The organism is Streptomyces sp. NPDC002994 (assembly GCF_040611155.1).
Lineage (GTDB): Bacteria > Actinomycetota > Actinomycetes > Streptomycetales > Streptomycetaceae > Streptomyces.
In genome coordinates, this window is record NZ_JBEXNQ010000005.1 from 190633 (window position 1) to 209529 (window position 18897).

General features: G+C 71.5%; 20 protein-coding genes. 4 read left to right on the forward strand and 16 right to left on the reverse strand.

From position 1 onward, the window contains the following. The first annotated feature begins 35 nt into the window (after nt 1-35). The gene (locus tag ABZX79_RS08150) at nt 36-851 is read left to right on the forward strand and encodes a diacylglycerol kinase (protein ID WP_355253394.1); all 816 of its coding nucleotides are present in this window, start codon (nt 36-38) and stop codon (nt 849-851) included. A gap of 365 nt (nt 852-1216) precedes the next feature. Here the strand turns inward: ABZX79_RS08150 and ABZX79_RS08155 are convergent, their stop codons facing one another. The 11 genes from ABZX79_RS08155 to ABZX79_RS08205 form a co-directional block, all read right to left on the reverse strand. Continuing rightward, nucleotides 1217-2425: a cytochrome P450 gene (locus ABZX79_RS08155; RefSeq protein ID WP_355253396.1), complete on the reverse strand. Its 1209-nt coding sequence runs from the start codon at nt 2423-2425 to the stop codon at nt 1217-1219. Continuing rightward, nucleotides 2422-2850 carry a PIN domain-containing protein gene (locus ABZX79_RS08160; RefSeq protein WP_355253398.1) on the reverse strand — a complete coding sequence of 143 codons (429 nt, stop codon included), beginning with the start codon at nt 2848-2850 and terminating at the stop codon, nt 2422-2424. The genes ABZX79_RS08155 and ABZX79_RS08160 overlap by 4 nt, the downstream gene beginning before the upstream one ends. Next, entirely contained in the window at nt 2847-3125 is a 279-nt protein-coding gene (locus ABZX79_RS08165; RefSeq protein ID WP_355253400.1) for a CopG family transcriptional regulator, read from the reverse strand. The genes ABZX79_RS08160 and ABZX79_RS08165 overlap by 4 nt, the downstream gene beginning before the upstream one ends. A 53-nt stretch (nt 3126-3178) precedes the next feature. Further along, nucleotides 3179-3853 (reverse strand): response regulator transcription factor, encoded by a 675-nt coding sequence (locus tag ABZX79_RS08170; RefSeq protein ID WP_355253402.1) that lies wholly within the window; start codon nt 3851-3853, stop codon nt 3179-3181. After that, nucleotides 3850-5130, reverse strand: a complete 1281-nt coding sequence (locus ABZX79_RS08175; protein WP_355253715.1) for a histidine kinase — start codon at nt 5128-5130, stop codon at nt 3850-3852. The genes ABZX79_RS08170 and ABZX79_RS08175 overlap by 4 nt, the downstream gene beginning before the upstream one ends. A gap of 152 nt (nt 5131-5282) precedes the next feature. After that, nucleotides 5283-6137: an alpha/beta hydrolase gene (locus ABZX79_RS08180; protein ID WP_355253403.1), complete on the reverse strand. Its 855-nt coding sequence runs from the start codon at nt 6135-6137 to the stop codon at nt 5283-5285. 103 nt (nt 6138-6240) lie between these two features. After that, nucleotides 6241-7467 carry a kynureninase gene (kynU, locus tag ABZX79_RS08185; protein ID WP_355253405.1) on the reverse strand — a complete coding sequence of 409 codons (1227 nt, stop codon included), beginning with the start codon at nt 7465-7467 and terminating at the stop codon, nt 6241-6243. Next, the gene (locus ABZX79_RS08190; protein ID WP_355253406.1) at nt 7460-8302 is read right to left on the reverse strand and encodes a tryptophan 2,3-dioxygenase family protein; all 843 of its coding nucleotides are present in this window, start codon (nt 8300-8302) and stop codon (nt 7460-7462) included. Before ABZX79_RS08190 ends, kynU begins: the two co-directional genes overlap by 8 nt. Before the next feature lie 151 nt (nt 8303-8453). Further along, nucleotides 8454-8867: a DUF3151 domain-containing protein gene (locus ABZX79_RS08195; RefSeq protein ID WP_214976950.1), complete on the reverse strand. Its 414-nt coding sequence runs from the start codon at nt 8865-8867 to the stop codon at nt 8454-8456. Nucleotides 8868-8966: 99 nt separating this feature from the next. Further along, nucleotides 8967-10436: an MFS transporter gene (locus ABZX79_RS08200; RefSeq protein WP_355253408.1), complete on the reverse strand. Its 1470-nt coding sequence runs from the start codon at nt 10434-10436 to the stop codon at nt 8967-8969. Between the two features lie 32 nt (nt 10437-10468). Then, nucleotides 10469-11341, reverse strand: a complete 873-nt coding sequence (locus tag ABZX79_RS08205; RefSeq protein ID WP_355253410.1) for a helix-turn-helix transcriptional regulator — start codon at nt 11339-11341, stop codon at nt 10469-10471. Nucleotides 11342-11615: 274 nt separating this feature from the next. On the opposite strand from ABZX79_RS08205, the gene ABZX79_RS08210 reads away from it, so the two are divergent. Genes ABZX79_RS08210 through ABZX79_RS08220 form a run of 3 tightly spaced genes read left to right on the forward strand, consistent with a single transcriptional unit; the run spans nt 11616 to nt 13623 of the window. After that, nucleotides 11616-12515 carry an alpha/beta fold hydrolase gene (locus ABZX79_RS08210; protein WP_355253412.1) on the forward strand — a complete coding sequence of 300 codons (900 nt, stop codon included), beginning with the start codon at nt 11616-11618 and terminating at the stop codon, nt 12513-12515. Further along, a complete protein-coding gene (locus ABZX79_RS08215; protein ID WP_355253413.1) occupies nt 12512-13156 on the forward strand; it encodes a DUF1579 family protein in 645 nt (214 codons plus the stop codon). The genes ABZX79_RS08210 and ABZX79_RS08215 overlap by 4 nt, the downstream gene beginning before the upstream one ends. Further along, complete coding sequence (locus ABZX79_RS08220) at nt 13153-13623, forward strand: nuclear transport factor 2 family protein (RefSeq protein WP_355253415.1); 471 nt, start codon at nt 13153-13155, stop codon at nt 13621-13623. Before ABZX79_RS08215 ends, ABZX79_RS08220 begins: the two co-directional genes overlap by 4 nt. Nucleotides 13624-13687: 64 nt before the next feature. Here ABZX79_RS08220 and fbaA read toward each other — a convergent pair whose 3' ends face one another. From fbaA to ABZX79_RS08245, 5 genes are all read right to left on the reverse strand, one after another. Beyond that, nucleotides 13688-14719, reverse strand: a complete 1032-nt coding sequence (fbaA, locus tag ABZX79_RS08225; RefSeq protein ID WP_355253417.1) for a class II fructose-bisphosphate aldolase — start codon at nt 14717-14719, stop codon at nt 13688-13690. A gap of 198 nt (nt 14720-14917) precedes the next feature. Further along, the gene (pyrE, locus tag ABZX79_RS08230; protein ID WP_214980261.1) at nt 14918-15457 is read right to left on the reverse strand and encodes an orotate phosphoribosyltransferase; all 540 of its coding nucleotides are present in this window, start codon (nt 15455-15457) and stop codon (nt 14918-14920) included. Between the two features lie 23 nt (nt 15458-15480). Further along, nucleotides 15481-16275, reverse strand: coding sequence for an aldose 1-epimerase (locus tag ABZX79_RS08235; protein WP_355253419.1), 795 nt, complete (start codon nt 16273-16275; stop codon nt 15481-15483). A 61-nt stretch (nt 16276-16336) separates the two neighbouring features. Then, entirely contained in the window at nt 16337-17146 is an 810-nt protein-coding gene (locus ABZX79_RS08240) for an SRPBCC domain-containing protein (protein WP_355253421.1), read from the reverse strand. 77 nt (nt 17147-17223) lie between these two features. Further along, complete coding sequence (locus ABZX79_RS08245) at nt 17224-18843, reverse strand: polyamine aminopropyltransferase (protein ID WP_355253423.1); 1620 nt, start codon at nt 18841-18843, stop codon at nt 17224-17226. Nucleotides 18844-18897 lie beyond the last annotated feature (54 nt).

Sequence of the window (18897 nt, forward strand, 5' to 3'; positions counted from 1 at the left end):
TCTTGCACAAAGATGCTACCCGAGGAAGGACCGAGGTGTCGGCTCCAGAGCCCGCCGCGAACACCGCGCATCCGCTGCTGGTGGTCATCGACCCGGTCGCCCGGCGTACGGACGGCGAGTCCGTACGTATCGCCAAGGACGTCCTGTGCGCCGGCGCCAACGTCAGAATCTGCCTCCCCGAGGGGCCGGAGGAGTTCGCGCGGGCCCTTGCCCGCCGGGGCAGTCGCCGCCCCGTGGTCGTCGGCGACGACCGGGCGCTGCTGCGCGCGGTGGCCCTGCTGCACCGGGAAAGAGAGCTGGGCGCGGGGGCGCTCGCACTGGTCCCGGTCGGCGCCTCGGTGGACATCGCACAAGCGCTGGGCGTGCCGATAGGGGCGGTGGCGGCGGCCCGTGCGGTCCTGGAGGGGGCCGCGCGCCGGCTGGATCTGCTGGTGGACGACAGCGACGGGGTGGTGCTGGGCGACCTGCGGATCCCGGCCGCGCCGTCGCGGGTGGCGGCCGCCGCGTCCGTCTGGGGTACGTGCCGTTCGCTGGTACGCACGCTGGTGCGGCCCGCGCCGCAGTCCGCGCCGCCGCTCGCCCGTACGTACCGGCTGCGCGTCGAGGCGGACGGGGTCCTGCTGAACGACCTGGACCGCCCGGTCGAGGACGTGTCGCTGTGCTCGCGGGGCGGGCGCGCCGAGGTGGTGATCCGCCCGCACGGCGGTGAGCAGGTGCGGGTGGAGGCGGACGCGGTGACGGTGTCGGGCGCGGACTTCCGCTACCGGGCGGACGCACTGGTGGCGGGCCCGGTCCGGACGCGGACGTGGACGGTGCGGCCGGGAGCGTGGTCGCTGACGCTGCCGGTGTGAGTGCTGGTGGGTGCGGGGCTTGCGGGGCTCCGGCGTCGCGACGTCTTGACGTGAGGGGCCGAGCCCGGCCTTCGCCGGGCCGCTGGGTAACGCCGGCCCCGAACCCGAAGCCGAGCCGAGCGCCTGCGGCGGGCTTTCCCCTACCCGCCCCTTCCCGAAGCTGGGGGCAAGCCCCCAGGCCGCAGACAACACAGACACCCTTCGGGCGTGTCCTCAATCGCCGGACGGGCTGAATGGTTGCCGCAACGCGGCACTATCCAGCCCCTCCGGCGTTTGAGGAGCGGGGTCTGGGGCGGAGCCCCAGTTCGGGAAGGGGCGGGTAGGGGAAAAGCCCGCCGCAGGCGTCGCCCGCCCCGCGACCGGGGTCAGATCTCGACGCGCAGCTCCCGCAGCCCTCGGATCACGAACCCCGGCTTCCACTCCGGCTCCGCCGCAAGCCGCAGCCCCGGAGCCCGCCGAAACAACTCGCCGAACGATGACGCCAGTTCCAGGCGGGCCAGAGGGGCGCCCAGGCAGTAGTGGATGCCCGCCCCCAGCGACACATGCGGGTTGTCGGACCGGGAGAGGTCCAACTCGTCGGGGCGGGCGAAAGCCGCCGGATCCCGGTTCGCCGAGCCGAACAGCAGCGCCACCTCCGAGCCGCGCGGAATCACCACGCCCCCGACCTCGATGTCGTCCAGCACCCACCGCTCGAAGAGCTGAAGGGGAGTGTCGAAACGCAGCAACTCCTCCACCGCGCCCGGCAGAAGGCCGGGCTCCGCGCGCAACGCCGCCAGCTGCTCCGGGTGACGGAACAACGTCCACCACCCATTGGCCGTCGTGTTCACCGTCGCCTCGTGCCCCGCGTTCAGCAGCAGCACGCACGTGGAGATCATCTCCTGCTCGCTGAGCCGGTCCCCGCCCTCCTCGTGCGCCGCGATCAGCGCCGAGATCAGGTCCTGGCCCGGATCCTTGCGGCGTACGGCGATCAACTCCCGCAGGTACGCCGAGAATTCGACCGACGCCCGCACCGCCCGCCGCGCCGTCTCCTCCGGCGGGTTCAGCTCGTACATCCCGCAGATGTCCGCCGACCAGGGCCGCAGCAGCCCCCGGTCCGATTCCGGGATGCCGAGCATCTCCGCGATGACGGCGACCGGCAGAGGTTCCGCGACGGCGGACAGCAGGTCCCCGCCGCCCCGCGCGACGAACTCCCCGACCAGCTCCGCCGCCAGCCGCCGCACGGCCGGCGCCAGCTGTTCGACCGTACGGGGAGTGAACGCCTTGGAGACCAGCCGCCGGATCCGGGTGTGGTCCGGCGCTTCGAGGTCCAGCATGCCGCTGTCGTTGAGCACGTGGAACGGCTCGTGCCCGGGCGCCGGCGGCGTACGGCCGAATTCCTCGTGCGTGAAGCGATGGGTGTACGTACGGCCGAGCCGGCGGTCGCGCAGGAGCGCGGAGACATCGGCGTGGTGCGGGATCAGCCACTGCCGCGTCGGCTCGTACCAGTGGGCGCGGCCCCGGGCGCGCAGCTCGGCGTAGGCGGGGTACGGGTCGGCGACGAAGGAGGGCGACCAGGGGTCGAAGGCGGCCGTCATACCTTGCGGACCAGAACCGTCGGAGGCAGGAGCTTTTCCATGTCGTCGACGTCGGAGGTGAAGACAGTGACCTGCCCCTGCTGCTGGAGCGCGACCACTGCGAGCACCGCGTCGATCGCGTACTTGTGGCCGTGCAGCCCGGCGTCAGCCAGGAGCCGGCGCGCCTGGCGGGCCTCGTCCTTGCCGACAGGCTGCACCCCCACCCGGGACAGCACCCAGTCCCACCGCGATTCCCTGGTACGGCCGTCCTGCGCCTCGATGATCGTCATGGGGGAGGTGACAGCCTCGGCCTCGCCACGCGACGCGAGGTTCATCACCATGCCCATGTGCCGGTCGCCACGCACGGCTGCCGTCAGTGCCTCGGAGTCGAGCACGAACGTACGCAGTGGGGAATCTACGGCTCCGCGCCGTGACCCGCGGTTCACGCGGCAGCACTCGTGTCGTTGCCGGTCTCGGCCCGGCGGCGAGCGTGCTCGGCGTCGATCTCGGCCAGTTCGGCAAGCCCTGCCGCCTGCTCCTCCTCTGTGAACGGTCCGTACTCCTCCTCCAACCAGTCCACGATCTCGCGCAGCCGGTCACGGTCCCGCTTCATACGGAGCGCCTCGGCGAAATACGCCGACAGTCCTCGTTCCGTGGCGTCCTCCCGGATCTCCTCTAGGAGGTCCTCGGGGATGGTGACAGTGACTTTCTTCGTAGCCATACTTGGCACCATACTCCGCGCACATCATGCCGTTCCACCGTTTGCCACACCGTTCACCCGCTGGGGTGAACCAGCCGCGCCTCGTACGCGAACACCGCCGCCTGCGTGCGGTCCCGCAGCCCCAGCTTCACCAGGACGCGGCTCACGTGCGTCTTGATCGTGGACTCGGCCACCACCAGATGCGACGCGATCTCCGCGTTCGACAGGCCCTGGGCGATCAGGACCAGTACCTCCGTCTCCCGCTCGGTCAGATCGCCGATCTGGGCCAGCGCGGGCGGGCGCGGGCCCTCCGACAGCTTCGAGAACTCCGAGATCAGGCGCTTGGTGACCGTCGGAGCCAGCAGCGCCTCGCCGGACGCCACCACCCGTACCCCTTCTGCCAGCTGCCGCGCCGAGGCGTCCTTGAGCAGGAAACCGGACGCGCCGGCGCGCAGCGCCTGGTAGACGTACTCGTCCAGGTCGAACGTCGTCAGGACCAGCACCTTCGCGTCCGCGTCGGCGGCGACGATCTCGCGGGTCGCGTCGATGCCGTTCAGTTCCGGCATGCGGATGTCCATCAGCACGACGTCCGGCCGCAGCGCCGCGACCTGCGTAATCGCCTCGCGGCCGTTCACCGCCTCGCCGACGACCTCGATCCCCGGCATGGCGTTGAGGAGGACCGTGAAGCCCTCACGGACCATGATCTGGTCGTCGACGATCAGTACGCGGATGTCATGGGCGGCGGTCATGCGGCCGGCTCCGGGGCCACTGCGGGCGCCACCGGCACGAACACGGCCACTTCGTAGCCGCCGTCCTCCGTCGCCTCCGCCGTCATCTCCCCGTTCAGCATCGCCACCCGCTCCCGCATCCCGGTGATCCCGTGCCCGGCCCCGGGCGACGGCTTGACCAGGCCCTGCGGCGCGGTGTTCACGATCCGTAGCCCCAGGCCCCCAAGCACGTACGACACCTCCACCTTCGCCGTCGAACCCGGCGCGTGGCGCAGTGCGTTGCTCAGGGCCTCCTGGATGATCCGGTACGCCGAAAGCTCGACGCCCTGCGGAAGTTCCCGTACGGAACCGGTCACCGCCTTGTCCACGTTCAGACCCGCGTCCCGGACATTGGCGATCAGCCCGTCCAGCTCGGCCAGCGTCGGCTGCGGGGCGTCCGGTGCCTCGTAATCCTCCGCCCGTACGACGCCCAGTACGCGCCGCAGCTCCGTCAGCGCCGCCACCGCGTTCTCGCGGATCGTCACGAAGGCCTGCTCCAGCTCGGGCGGCGGGTTCTCGACCCGGTACGGGGCCGCCTCCGCCTGGATCGCGACGACCGACATGTGGTGCGCGACGACGTCGTGCAGCTCGCGGGCGATCGTCGTCCGCTCCTCCAGCAGCGTGCGCCGGTCGCGCTCGACGGCGGTGACGGTCCGCTGGACGGTGACCTCGCGCTGCGCCTCGCGGCGGACCGTCACGACCGTGGTGACCAGCAGCGCGAACGCGGAGACGAGCAGCATCTGCGGGCTGTCGGTGGTGTAGCCGTTGTAGCCGCCCAGGAAGATTTCGGCGAACACGGCGTACGCGGCTGTGCCCAGCCACATCCAGGCGGCGGTGCGCGGCCGGGTCCTCGCCGCGACCACCACCATCACACCGAGGTGCGCGACGAAGGCGGGCGGCGTCCACGGCCAGCCGTCCCAGGAGTTGCCGAGGAAGCCGAGGAAGGGCGTGGACAGCAGTGAGACCCACCAGGCGCCGGCCGGCCTGACGAGTGTCATCAGCAGTGCGGCGGCCGGGAAAAGACCGGTCACGACGCCCTCCACACCGCCCGCCGTGCCGCTCCCGCTGATGGTGACGGAGATGAGCAGCACGAGCATCGCCAGCCCCACCACCACGGCGTGCGGCGTCCAGACCGCGTACGCCCGTATCCGCTCCGGCAGTCGCCGGGTGAGCGGTCCTTCCGTACTCATCGGCGGCAGCGGCCGGTACGCGAAGGCGTTGTGGAACAGGTCCTGGCGGAGGCCGCTCAGAGCGCCCATGGCGAGGCGGAACTCGGGACTGCGGGTCTTCTCGGTCACGTACAGAACGGTAGAGCGCGGGGACGGCCGCCGGCGTCCGCCCCCATGGGGATCCTCCCGCCTCCGTCCCAGGTACTACGCGCCGCCGCCGGGCCCACAAGCTACAGCGGCGCTCAGTACGCGAGCTGCTCGATCTCCTCCGCGACCACCGCGCACGCGTCCGCCGCCGGGTCGATCAGCGGGAAGTGCCCGACGTCTTCCAGCAGCGTCAGCCCGACCGTCTCGCCGGCCTTCGCCGCCGCTTCGGTGTAGGCCTCCGCGACCGCCTGCGGTACGACGATGTCGGTACGGCCCTGCACGACGACCGTCGCGATACCCGTCGGCAGCAGCGCGGCCGGATCGGCGTACGGCCGGCGCTCGTCGAAGTGTTCCTTGCCGCCGAGCAGCTGCGCGGTCGCGCCCTCGCACACCCCCAGCTCGTCCGCGACCACGAAGTCCGCGATCGGCGCGAGCGCGACGACTCCGCGCAGCGCGGGCGCCGCCGGCAGGTGCCACGGCGAATCCGGGGTCAGTACGTGCCGGGCGGAGGCCCACAGCGCGAGGTGGCCGCCGGCCGAGTGGCCCGTGACGACGACGCGCCGCGTGTCGGCGCCGGGCAGGGCCTCCCGTACGAGACCGGGGAGCAGGTCCATCGCCGCGGCCACGTCGTCGAACGTCTCCGGCCAGCGCCCCGCGCCGCCACTGAGGTCGCCGCCCCGCCGGTACTCGACGCTGGCGACGGCGAAGCCCCGGCGGGCGAGGAAGTCCGCGAACGGCGAGATGTGCTGCCGGTCGTACGCGGCCCGCCAGGCGCCGCCGTGCAGGACGACAACCAGCGGGGCCCGCTCCCGGCCGTCGCGCGGCGCGTAGAAGTCGATCACCTGGTCGGGGTGTTCGCCGTACGCGGCAGTGGCATCAGGCGCGACGGCCGGGTGGGAAAAGGCCGACTCCGCCTCGACAGCGTCCCGTTCGGCTGAGGGGTCCGGCATGCGGGGACCAACCCTTCGGTGCGTACAGCCAATTGATCTAGCTGTCGGGACGGTACCAGCCCTCAGGCCTGGGCTTCCGCCAGGTCCCGCCCCGCGACTCGACTCAGGACTTCACCAGGACTTCGCCCAGCACCCGCGCCGCCCGCTCCGCGTCCGCGAAGCCGACATACAGCGGCGTGAAGCCGAAACGCAGCACGTCGGGACGGCGGAAGTCGCCCACCACACCGCGGGCGATCAATTCCCGCATGACGTCGGCCGCTTCCCTGCCACCGGACCCCGCCTCGCAGCGCAGCGAGACCTGGCTGCCGCGCTCCTCATGGGCGGCGGGAGTCACCGAAGTGACCAGCCCCCGGGGCACGTACGCGTCCACACATTCCAGGAAGAAGTCCGTCAGAGCGAGTGACTTCTCGCGTACGTCTTCGACGGCGACCCCCTCCCACACGTCGAGCGCCGCTTCCAGAGCCAGCATCGACAGGATGTCGGGGGTGCCGACCCGGCCCCGCGCCGCGCCGTCCGCCGGGGCGTAGGCGGGCGTCATGCCGAAGGGGTCGCTGTGCGAGTTCCAGCCCGGGAGCGGGGAGTCGAAGGCGGCCTGGTGGCGCTCGGCGACGTACAGGTAGGCGGGCGAACCGGGCCCGCCGTTGAGGTACTTGTACGTACAGCCGACGGCGAAGTCGACACCGTGCGCGTCGAGCCCGACCGGCAGCGCGCCCGCGCTGTGGCACAGGTCCCACACGGCCAGGGCCCCGGCCTCGTGCGCGGCGGCGGTGAGGCCGGGCAGGTCGTGGCGGCGGCCGGTGCGGTAGTCGACGTGGTTGACGAGGACGGCGGCGGTACGCGGACCGAGGGCGGCCGGCAGGTCGGCCGGGGCGACGGGAACGACCCGCCGGCCCGTCATCCGCGCGGCGGACTCGGCGATGTAACCGTCCGTGGGGAAGGTGGAGGCATCGACGAGGATTTCGTCCCGTGACTCCGGTGCGAGCCGCGCAGCGCCCACAACCGCCTTGAACACGTTGACACTGGTCGAGTCACCGACGACGACCTGACCGGCGGCCGCACCGACGAGCGGCGCGATCCGGTCACCGATCCGCTCGGGCGCGGTCCACCAGCCGCTCTCGTCCCAGGAGCGGATGCGCAGCTCGCCCCACTGGCGGGTGATGACGTCGGCTATTCGCTCCGGTACGTGGCGGGGCAGGGCGCCGAGGGAGTTCCCGTCCAGGTAGACGGTCTCGGCGTCGTCGAGCGCGAAGAGCTCGCGGTGCTTGGCGAGCGGGTCGGCGGAGTCGAGCGCGACGGCCCGTCGCTGAAGATCGTTCAGTGCGTCAGACATGGCTGCGCGCCGTCCACAGCTCGGGGAAGACGTTCTTGCCGGCCCGCTTCTCCAGCCAGGCCACGCCGGCCGAACCGCCGGTGCCGACCTTGGAGCCCATGGCGCGGCGGGTCGCGACGAGGTGGTCGTTGCGCCAGCGCCAGACCAGCTCGCCGACGTCGGTCAACAGCTCACCGAGGCGGACCAGTTCGGAGTTCTGGTCGCCCTGGTAGAGCTCGGTCCAGACCGCCTCGACCTCGGCCGAGGGCTCGTACTTCTGCGACAGGTCGCGGTCCAGTACGGCGGCGGGAATCGGCAGGCCGCGCCGTGCGAGCAGCCGCAGCGTCTCGTCGTACAGGCTCGGCTCGTGCAGCGCCTTCTCCAGCTCGGCGTGCACGCGCGGGGCGCCGCGGTGCGGGACGAGCATCGAAGCGGACTTGTCGCCGAGCAGGAACTCCATCCGCCGGTACATCGCGGACTGGAATCCGGAGCCCTCGCCGAGTGCGCTGCGGTACGAGTTGAACTGGGCGGGGGTGAGGTGGGCGAGCGGGCGCCAGGAGGCGTTGAGTGCCTCCAGCTCGCGCAGGGAGCGCTTGAGCGCGTCCGTCGCGACCGGCAGGTCGTCGGCGCCGAGCGCCTTCGCCGCGGTCTCCCACTCGTGGACGATGACGGTGAACCACAGCTCCATGACCTGGGTCGTCACCAGGAAGACCATCTCTCCGGGGTCGTCGGAGAGGGTGTGCTGGAGGTGGGTGAGGACATCCGCCTGGACGTAGTCCTCGTAGGGGGTAGTGCCCGCGAAATCGAGGTTCGGGGTGTCCGAACCTGCCGCCTGGGCATCGGGGTATTGCGACATCGCTGTCTCCTCGATACGAGCTTCCAGGTAGCGGTCCGCCCCTTCCTTGTGGCCATGGAGCCCCGGTCCCTTCCCGGCATCATAAGACGTAGCCGGGAAACATGGGAGGCCCGCGCCGGACGGCACGGGCCTCCACGACTGTCGTCCCTGGTCAGCCGAGGGTTTCGGCCGCCGCCGGGGAGGAGTCCCGCAGGAAGGTCGAGCAGCGCTCGTACTCCTCCTGCTCACCGATGGACTGCGCGGCGCGGGCAAGCGCGTGCAGCGCGCGCAGGAAGCCGCGGTTCGGCTCGTGGTCCCACGGCACGGGGCCGTGGCCCTTCCAGCCAGCGCGGCGCAGGGCGTCGAGGCCGCGGTGGTAGCCGGTGCGGGCGTAGGCGTACGACTCGATCACCCGGCCGTTCTCGAACGCCTCGTCGGCGAGCTGGGCCCAGGCGAGGGAGGACGCGGGGTACTTCGCGGCGACGTCGGTCGGCGCGGATCCGTTCGCGAGCAGCTCGCGCGGCTCCGGGTCGTCGGGCAGGTGGGTGGGGGGCGGACCCCCGAGCAGATCTTTGTGAATGGCCATGAGTTCAGTCTGCCTGGCCTGCGGCGCGGGCGCGTACGTCGGGGTTGTCCAGCCCCTCCGGCGTTTGAGGAGCGGGGTCTGGGGCGGAGCCCCGGTTCTCTAACCCCCCGCGCCCTCCAGCGGAGGCGAAGTCACCCCGCAATGCACCCGGCACTCCGGCTCCCCGCATTCCCGCCCCGGAACCCGCACCGTCAGCCAAGCGATCACCGCCCCCACCCCCAACAGCCCCGCACACATCGGCATCGCCCGCCGGAACGTCTCCCCGAACTCCGCCGCCGACCGGTACGCCTCCGGCCCCATCCCCGCCAGCAGTGGCAGCGCCGCCACCGCGATCAGGCCCGCCGCCCGCGCGGCCGCGTTGTTGATGCCGCTGGCCAGCCCCGCCCTCCCGGTGGCCACGGAGGCGAGCACCGTGGCCGTGAGCGGCGCGACCAGAGTCACCATGCCCGCGCCCATCACGAGCATCGCGGGGAGCACATCGGCGACGTACGACGATCCCTCCCCCACGCGCAGCATCAGCAGCATCCCGCCCGCACACAGCAGCGGCCCCACGGTGAGCGGAATGCGCGGCCCGATCACCTGCGCCACTTCGCCGGACTTCGCGGACAGGAAAAGCATCAGCACCGTCGTGGGGAGCAGCGCCGTACCGGCCTGCAGTGCGGAGTAACCCACAACGACCTGTAGCTGGAGAGCGGTGAGGAAGAAGAATCCGCTGAACGCCGCGTACACGCACAGCGTCACGACGTTGATCGCCGTGAACTGCCGCGAGGCGAAAATCGTGAGCGGCATCATCGGCTCGGGCCGCCGCTTCTCGACGTACAGAAAGACCGCCCCGAGCACGACACCGGCGACCACGGAGCCCACCACCACGGCCGACGCACCCCGCTCCGGCGCCGCGATCAGGGCGTACGTCACCAGCCCGAGAGCGAGGGCCGCGAGCCCGGCACCCAGCGCGTCGAAGCGGCCGTGCGCCCGCGGATCCCTCGACTCCGGTACGTGCTTGAGCGCGACCGGGACACAGAGCGCGGCCAGCGGCACATTCAGCAGGAACACCCAGCGCCACCCGGGCCCGTCCACCAGCCAGCCGCCCAGGAAGGGCCCGACGGCCGCTCCCACCCCGCCGAGCCCGGACCACACCCCCACTGCCCTCGCCCGGTCGTCGGGGTGGAAGGAGGCCTGGATGAGCGCGAGGGAGCCGGGCGTGAGGAGGGCTCCGCCGACGCCCTGGAGGGCGCGTGCGGCGATCAGGAACCCGGCGTTCGGCGCCAGTCCGCACAGCAGCGAGGCCAGCGCGAACCACACGATGCCGATCACGAAGACCTTGCGCCGCCCGAACCGGTCACCGAGCGCGCCGCCGAGCAGGATGAGCCCGGCGAGGGTGAGCATGTAGGCGTTGACGGTCCACTGGAGGGCCGCCAGATCGGCGTCCAGGTCCCTGCCGATGCGGGGCAGGGCGACGTTGACGACGGTGGAGTCCAGCATCGCCATGCCGGACCCGAGCACGGTGGTGAGCACCACCCACCGGCCCCGGTCGGAGGACAGCCGAAGGTCCGGCGGCCGAATGTCCATGCGCGAATCCTCGCGGCTCCAGCCCGCGCGGGCTAGTCGAGAAGGCCCGACTTGGCCAGGAGATAGGCGAGCTGAGCCCTGCTCCGGCTGCCCAACTCGTCCGCGGCCTTCCGCACGTGGTTGGCGACCGTACGGGTGCTCATGCCCAGCCGGGTCGCGATGGCCGCGTCGGTGTACCCCTCCACCATCAGACGCAGCACGGTACGGCGCTTCTCGTCGGTCAGCGGGGCCGGCCGCGCATGGGGCACGTCGAAGCCGACGGGCTCGGCCCGGGCCCAGGCGTGGTCGAACACCTCGGCCAGGAAGCCCGCGATGCCCGGGTGGTCGATCAGCAGCGCGTGGTCGTGGGACGCATAGCGCTGGTCGCGTACGACGGCGACGGACCGGTCGTAGATGATCATCCGGCCGAAGAGTTCGTCGAGCGTACGGAACTGGCCCCCCGCCGCGTGCACCTCGACCATGAAGTCGAGCGTCGGCCCGTGGGTGCGCACCGAATGCTGGTAGAGGGTGCGGTACTGGACCCCGCGGCCGACCAGCGCGAGCATCGGCGGCAGCGTCATCGCGAGCCGGACCGGATCCCGGGGACCGCCGGGCTGAGCGGCCTGGAACTCCTGGCGGCAGGAGCGGCCGAGCTTGCGCAGGGTGTCCACGATGACGTCGCGTTCACGCAGCACCCGGACGGGAGCGACGGCCATCTGCTGCTCCTCGCGGTACAGCTTCTCCGCCGGAGACAGCGCGTCGCGCAGAGCCAGCAGCCACTGCTGCCCTTCGAGCAGGGTCCGCTCGACGGGATGGGCCAGCCGATGGGCCGCGACGTCCGGCGGGACGGGCACGTAGACATCGGGGGCGTCGGGGTCGTCGCCGTGGGGGTGGAGCAGCCCCAGCTCCCGTACGCAACTCGGCACGTCACCGGAGGTCGAGCCGTAGGTGATGGCCGCGTGGTACGCCGATAAACCGGCCGCGCACAGGACGGCCGGTCCCGCCGGCCTCCCCAGTCCCGCCGGTCCCGGTTGTTCGTGCGGTTGGGTTTTCTCCGCATCCCGACACATACATCCTCCCTGTGTCTTCCTGCACTGCTTGATCGCGCAGCCGAACAACCCACCAGTAGCAGCCTGTTGAGCCGCATGCTCGTCCCGGGCCGTCATATGAGACGGCATTCGCGGACGAGGGGGACGAAACATGACGCATTGCGAGAAGGTGACCTTCGCCGGCAGCGCGGCGAAGCTGACGGGAAACCTCTTCCTGCCCCAGCCACCCGGCGCCGGGTCCCTGCCGGTGCCCGGCGTCGTCGTGGCCGGGACCTGGACGAGCGTGAAGGAGCTGATGGCCGACCGTTACGCCGAGCGGCTGGCCGAGCGCGGCTACGCGGCCTTGTCCTTCGACTTCACCGGCTTCGGCGAGTCCGGCGGCGAACCCAGGGACGTCGAATCCCCAAAGCGCAAGATCGACGACATCCGGCACGCGGTGACGTTCCTGGCCGGGCATCCGGCCGTCGACGGCGAGCGGCTGGGCGCGCTCGGCATCTGCGCCGCCGCGATGTACATGTCCGGCAACGCCGCCGCCGACGACCGGATCAAGGCCCTCGCCCTGGTGGCGCCGTGGCTGCACGACCCGGCGATCTGCGAGGAGGCGTACGGAGGAGCCGAGGCGGTACGGGAGAAGATCGCCGCCGGCGAGGAGGCGCGCGCCCACTACGAGGCGACCGGCGAGGTCGAGTACGTACCGGTGGTCAGCGCGACCGACGAACGGGCGCCGATGCCGTACGAGATCGACTTCTACCTGAACCCGGAGCGCGGCGCCGTCCCCGCCTGGCCCAACCGCTTCGCGGTCATGGCGTGGAAGGAGTGGCTGACCCTCGACTCGCTGGCGTTCGCGCCCCGGATCACCGCCCCCACGCTGCTCGTGCACAGCGAGGACGCGGCCATCCCTGAGGGCGCGCGCCGGTTCCACGCGGGTCTCGCCGGGCCCAGGGAACTGCTGTGGACGCCGGGCACCCAGTTCGACTTCTACGACCAGGAGAGCCAGGTGACGATCGCGGTGGACGCGGCCGACAGCCACTTCGAGAGCACCCTGCGATGAACCGCGGCCAACTGCCCCGCCTCGCGGTCGTGCTGGCGGCGCTCCTCGGCCTGGCCGCCGCCGCACCGTCGGAGACCGCGACGACCACGGCCCACCGGACGGCGGGGGCCACGTACACGTCCGGCGACAACCTGACGCCGGGCCCCGCCCACCGCCGGCTCGATCCACTCGTCGGGACCTGGAAGGCCACCAAGACCAACTGGCTCCTCGGCGAGGGCGGAAAGCCGGTCGTCTCGACGGACATGACCGTAAAGGTCCGGTGGATCAAGAAGACCGGCGGCCGCTTCCTGTCGGAGGAGACCAGCGGCACGCTGGCGGGCCGCCCGTACTTCCGCCTCGGCGTCCTCGGCCACTCCACCATCGACCGACGCTACGAGTGGACGACCTTCGACAGCGTCACGCCGACGACGATGGCGTACCGGGGAGCGCCGCAGAACGCCACCACGTCCGAGATCTCGATGCCCGGTGAATTCACCGACCCCGGCGTGCTCGGCCCCGACTACCTGGGCAAGACCATCCCCATGCGGACCGTCATCACGATCCGCCCCGACAACCGCCACACGATCGACCTCTACTTCACCCCGCCGGGGCAAAGCGAGCGGCTGGTCGACCGTGTCCTCTACGAACGGAGAACACGTTGAGCCCCGCACCGAGCACCGAGGACCGGCTGGCAGTCATCGAGACGTGCACCCGGATGGCCTGGTACGCCGACCAGCGGCAGTGGGACCGGCTGGCCGGGGTCTTCGCCGAGAAGGTCACCCTCGACTACACCAGCCTCAACGGAGGCGAGCCGGTCGACCTCACCCCGGAGCAGATCGTGGCCGGCTGGCGGGAAGCGCTCGGCGGCTACGACGCCACCCAGCACCTCATCACCAACCACCTGGTGGACGTCGGCACACACACCGACACCGCCGTGTGCACGGCCGCTTTCCAGGCCACCCACCGGCTGGCCACCCCGCACGGCTCCCCGCTGTGGACGCTGGGCGGTACCTACCGCTTCGACCTCGTCCGTACGGCCAAGGGGTGGCGGATCTCCGGCGTAGTGATGACGGCGACCTGGGCGGACGGCAACCAGCACCTGCCCACCCTGGCGGCGACCCCGCGATGAACAGGTAAGGCCCGGTACCGAATCCGCGAATCCGGTACCGGGCCCTACACCACCACACTTGCGCTTACTTGAGCTTGGTGCCCGTCGAGCGCAGGTTCGCGCACGCCTCGGTGACGCGCTTGGCCATCGACGCCTCGGCCAGCTTGCCCCAGGTGCGCGGGTCGTACGTCTTCTTCGAGCCGACCTCGCCGTCGACCTTCAGGACACCGTCGTAGTTGCGGAACATGTGGTCCGCGACCGGGCGGGTGAAGGCGTACTGGGTGTCGGTGTCGAGGTTCATCTTCACGACGCCGTTCTCCAGCGCGGTGGCGATCTCCTCGGCGGTGGAGCCCGAGCCGCCGTGGAAGACGAAGTCGAAGGGGCCCGGAGAGGCAGCCTTGCCGTACTTCTCGGCGACGCCCGCCTGGAGGTCCTTCAGCAGCTCGGGGCGCAGAACGACGTTGCCCGGCTTGTAGACGCCGTGCACGTTGCCGAAGGAGGCGGCCAGCAGGTAGCGGCCCTTCTCGCCCAGGCCCAGCGCCTCGGCGGTGCGCAGCGCGTCGTCGACGGTCGTGTAGAGCTCGTCGTTGATCTCGTGGCTGACGCCGTCCTCCTCGCCACCGGTCGGGGTGATCTCGACCTCAAGGATGATCTTCGCGGCGGCAGCCTTCGCGAGCAGCTCCTGGCCGATGGCCAGGTTGTCGGCGAGGGTCTCGGCGGAACCGTCCCACATGTGCGACTGGAAGAGCGGGTTGAGGCCCTTGGCGACGCGCTCGGCGGATACGTCGATCAGCGGACGTACGTACGTGTCCAGCTTGTCCTTGGGGCAGTGGTCCGTGTGCAGCGCGACCGTCACCGGGTACTTCTCGGCGACGATGTGCGCGAACTCGGCGAGCGCGACGGCGCCGGTCACCATGTCCTTGGAGTACTGGCCGCCCAGGAACTCGGCGCCGCCGGTGGAAATCTGGATGATGCCGTCGCTCTCGGCGTCCGCGAAACCGCGCAGCGCCGCGTGCAAGGTCTGGGTCGAGGTCACGTTGATGGCCGGGTAGGCGAACTTGCCTGCCTTCGCCCGGTCGAGCATCTCGTTGTAGACCTCGGGGGTTGCGATGGGCATCTGTCCGCTCCTTATGACGTGCGGGTGTGTGGTGCTGGGCCCTGACCTAGGGGCGACGTCATCGTCGCCCCTATCTTTCCAGACTCTCGCCGCGGCTCCACCCTGCACACTGCCTGGGCATACGACAAGGGCGGACTGTTTCACGTGAAACAGTCCGCCCTCAAGGCGACCCTTAACGAAACCGCAGGTCAGGCCGGATTACGCCAGTCCGAGCTCATCCAGCGAATAGGCGTTGATGTACGGAAGCCCGGCCTCCGCGATCTTCGGAGCCGCGCCCCGCTCCACGATCACCGCGACACCGACGACCTCGCCGCCCGCCTCACGGACCGCCTCGACGGCGGTCAGCGGCGAGCCACCCGTGGTCGAGACGTCCTCGACGACCAGGCAGCGACGACCCTTGACGTCGGTGCCCTCGATCCGGCGCTGCATGCCGTGCGCCTTGCCCGCCTTGCGCACGACGAACGCGTCGAGCCGCTGCCCGCGCGCGGCGGAGGCGTGCAGCATCGAAGTGGCCACCGGGTCGGCGCCCAGGGTCAGACCCCCGACGCAGTCGTAATCCAGCTCGCTGGTGGCGTCGAGCATCACCTGGCCCACCATCGGCGCGGCCTCGCCGTCCAGCGTGATCCGGCGCAGGTCGATGTACCAGTCGGCCTCGATCCCCGAAGACAGGGTCACCTTGCCGTGCACCACGGCCTTGTCCTTGATCTGCTGGAGCAGCTCACCACGTACGTCAGTCATGCCATGAGCTTAAAGCCGCCGCTTCACAGCCGCCGCCAGGTCCAGATGGTCTCGATCTCCAGCGGTTCGATGGGCGTCACGAACCGGGGCATCGTGTTGAGCCCGTTCGGCGGCCCGGACTGCGGCTCCACGCACACCCCTTCAGCCTGCTCGTCGTACACGACGACCCACTCGGCGCGGCTCGTGACCTTCAGCTCCAGCTGCCCCGGCCAGGTGAGCGTGACGTCCACGCCGTCCGGCATCCCGAAGCAGTCGTCCCACGGGCCGGGCCGGGGCGGGATCCGCTTCCCGGTAGGGAGGTGGTCATCACCGCGCTCCTCCTGCCAGGCGGGAGCGAAGTCGATCCGCACGTCCTGCCCGCCGCCGCCGAGGTTGCGCAGGAACCAGGGGTGCCAGCCCGCCTGCGCCGGGAAGGAATCGCCGTACGTCTCGATCCCCATCGTCAGCGTGAGGGAGTCCTCGGCCAGCCCGAACGCCTGGGTGACCCTGCCCTGGTACGGCCACGGGTCGGCCAGGTCGTACGTGAACGCGGCCTCGCTCTTCTCGACCCGCGCGGTGTGCCAGGCGGCGTCGCGGCCGGTGCCGTGGATGGCGTGGGGCGGGGAGTTGAGCGGCAGTTGGTGCATGGTCGCGCCGTTGAGGAACTTGCCGCGGTCCAGCCGGCCGCACCACGGCACCATCGGGAAGCAGCCGTACCGCTCCCCCTGGCGCAGCAGCTCGGTGCCGCCGATGCGGAGGCCGGCGATGCGGCAGCCGTTGTCCTGGGCGATGGTCAGCTCGGCGTCGCCCGCCGCCAGTCGCGTCTCTTGGGTGCTCACCCTCCGAGCCTATGGGCTGCGGGCCGGTAACCGGGGCTCCGCCCCGGACCCCGCTCCTTGCTCAGCGCCTGCGCCGCAGTACCCGGCTCACCACCACCGCCGACGCCAGCGCCAGCGCGGCCGCCGGGGCGATCCAGCGCAGGGTGTCGGTGGTCGATGTCGACTGCGGGGCCGGGACCGGGGCGTAGCGCCCGCGCGGCGGCGCGTGGTCGACCTCCTCCGCGCTGCGGCCGATCATCGTGCGCCGCGCGTGAGCCGCCTCGGCGGGCGGCTCCGCCGGTGACGGCACTCCCGGTACATCCGCGAGGTCAGGCGCGTCCGGCACATCAGACACGTCGGTTACGTCGGTTACGTCGTCGGCCAGCGGGTCCAGCGACGGCGGCGGCACCTCCGTCTCGAAAACCGACGGCCGGGATTCCCCGCCGGATTCCCCGGCCCCGCCGGCCGGCGCATCCGCCAACCGGGTGGTGAAGCGGTCCAGCAGGCGCTGCGACGCGGCCAGCGTCGCCGCCGCGTCGAGCTCCGTGATGCGGCCCTCGCCGCTCGCCGTCCCCGCGTACGTCACCGTCGTACCGCCGTCCGCCTCCGTCAGGCGTGCCGTCAGCGCCAGCTTGACCGAGCCCGTGCCGCGCGCCTCCGTGCCCTCGCCCTCGACGGCGAAGGTGCCGTCCGGCTGACCGGTGACGCGCAGGGTTCCGCGGTACGTGATCGTGTGGCCGTCGATGCGGACCTTCAGCCGTCCCGCGATCGGGCCGGACGCCTCGTCGGCGTCCTGCTGGAGCCCCGGGACGCAACGCGCCACCCGGGCGGGGTCCCCCAGCGCCTGTCGGAGGGTCTCTGCCGGAACCGGAACGAACACCTCATGCTCCATGGGAACCGAGCCTACTCACGCCCGCCCGCGATGTACCCGCCTCTGCGAGGAATCGCCACACGCGATCCGCGGCGTAATCACCGCGTATAGCGCGGATGGACCAGCGTCGAAGGCGGCACCCCCCGCACCCGCGCCCCCTCCGCCGACCGCTCCCCCCTCCGCAGCACCGCCGACGAGAGCGAGCGCAGCCGGGGCGCGTCGGCGGCGAGTCCGAGTCCGGGGCGCGCGCCCTGCCCGGCCAGTACGAAGCCCCAGTCCTGCGGCGCCACCGCCGCGCCCGACGCCCGGTCCGGGCCCCCGGTGAACCCGGAGAGGCGGCCGGTCGTTCGGTACGGACGCGTCCGCAGCCCCGCCGCCCGCAGCGTCGCGTCGACCGTCCAGTACGCCCGCGGCCGGGTCGCCAACGGCCCCGCGTGGACGACGATGCGCCCGCCGCCCGCGAGGACGCGCGACGCCAGCCCGTAGAACTCCTGGGAGTACAGTTTCGTGCTCGGTGTGATGCCGGGATCGGGCAGATCCGAGATCACCACGTCGTACGGCCGCCCCTCCCGCCCCGCCTCCCGCAGCCAGGTGAACGCGTCGGCGGTGTCGACCCGCAGCCGCGGATCCCGCAGGGCCCGTTCGTTCAGCGCCGACAGGCCGGCGTCCGTACGGGCCAGCTCGACGACGGCCGGGTCCAGTTCGACCACCGTGAGCGACTCCACGTCCGGATAGCGCAGCACCTCCCGCGCCGCGAGCCCGTCGCCGCCGCCCAGGATCACCACTCGCGCGTGGCGCCCGCGCATCGCGGGGTGGACGAGCGCCTCGTGGTACCGGTGCTCGTCGCGGCCGCTGACCCGCAGCCGTCCGTCGAGGTAGAGGTCCAGCGGCCCGCCCGGGCCACCGGTGACGACGATCTCCTGTACGTCGGTCTGTACGGCGACCCGCACCCGGTCCCCGTACACCGCCCGCCGCGCCGCCCGCTCGAAGTCGTCGACGAGGGCGGTCGCGGTGGCGAGCAGCGCCAGCACCACCGCGTTCGCGACGACCAGCAGCCAGCGCTCACGCCGTGTCAGCTCGTGCCGGAAGAGCCACAGCACCAGCGCCCCGCCCGCCACCGCGTTGACCGCGCCGGTGAGCAGCGCACCCGTCAACTGCCCGAGCAGCGGCAGCAGAAGAAAGGGGAAGGCGAGGCCGCCGACCAGCGCCCCGACGTAATCCGCGGCGAAGAGGTCCGCCACGTCGCCGCTCGCGTCCCGGCGCTCACCGCGCCGCGCCACGCGCTGGATCAACGTCATCAGCAGCGGGATCTCGGCGCCGATGAGCACGCCGATCGCCAGCGAGAAGGCGACCAGCGCGTACCGCGACCCGCCGAGCCAGGCGAACGTCGCGTACAGCACCAGCGCCGAACAGCCGCCGCACAGCGCCAGCGCGGCCTCCAGCAGGCCGAATCCCACCGCGGCACGGCACCGCAGCCGCTTGGCGAGCAGCGAGCCGATGCCCATCGCGAAGACCATCACCGAGAGCACGACGGACGCCTGGGTGACCGAGTCGCCGATCAAGTACGAAGCGAGTGCGACCAGTTCGAGCTCGTACACAAGTCCGCACGCGGCGCAGACGAAGACCACACCGAGCACCAGGAACCGGCCGGTCCGCGGCCGCACAGGCAGGGCGGCCGGGGCTTCCGGCACCGACAGCGACACAGGCGAATCGATCACCATGCGAACGCTACGTCACGAAGGACTCACCCCTCGTCACCCACAAGGGTGTAA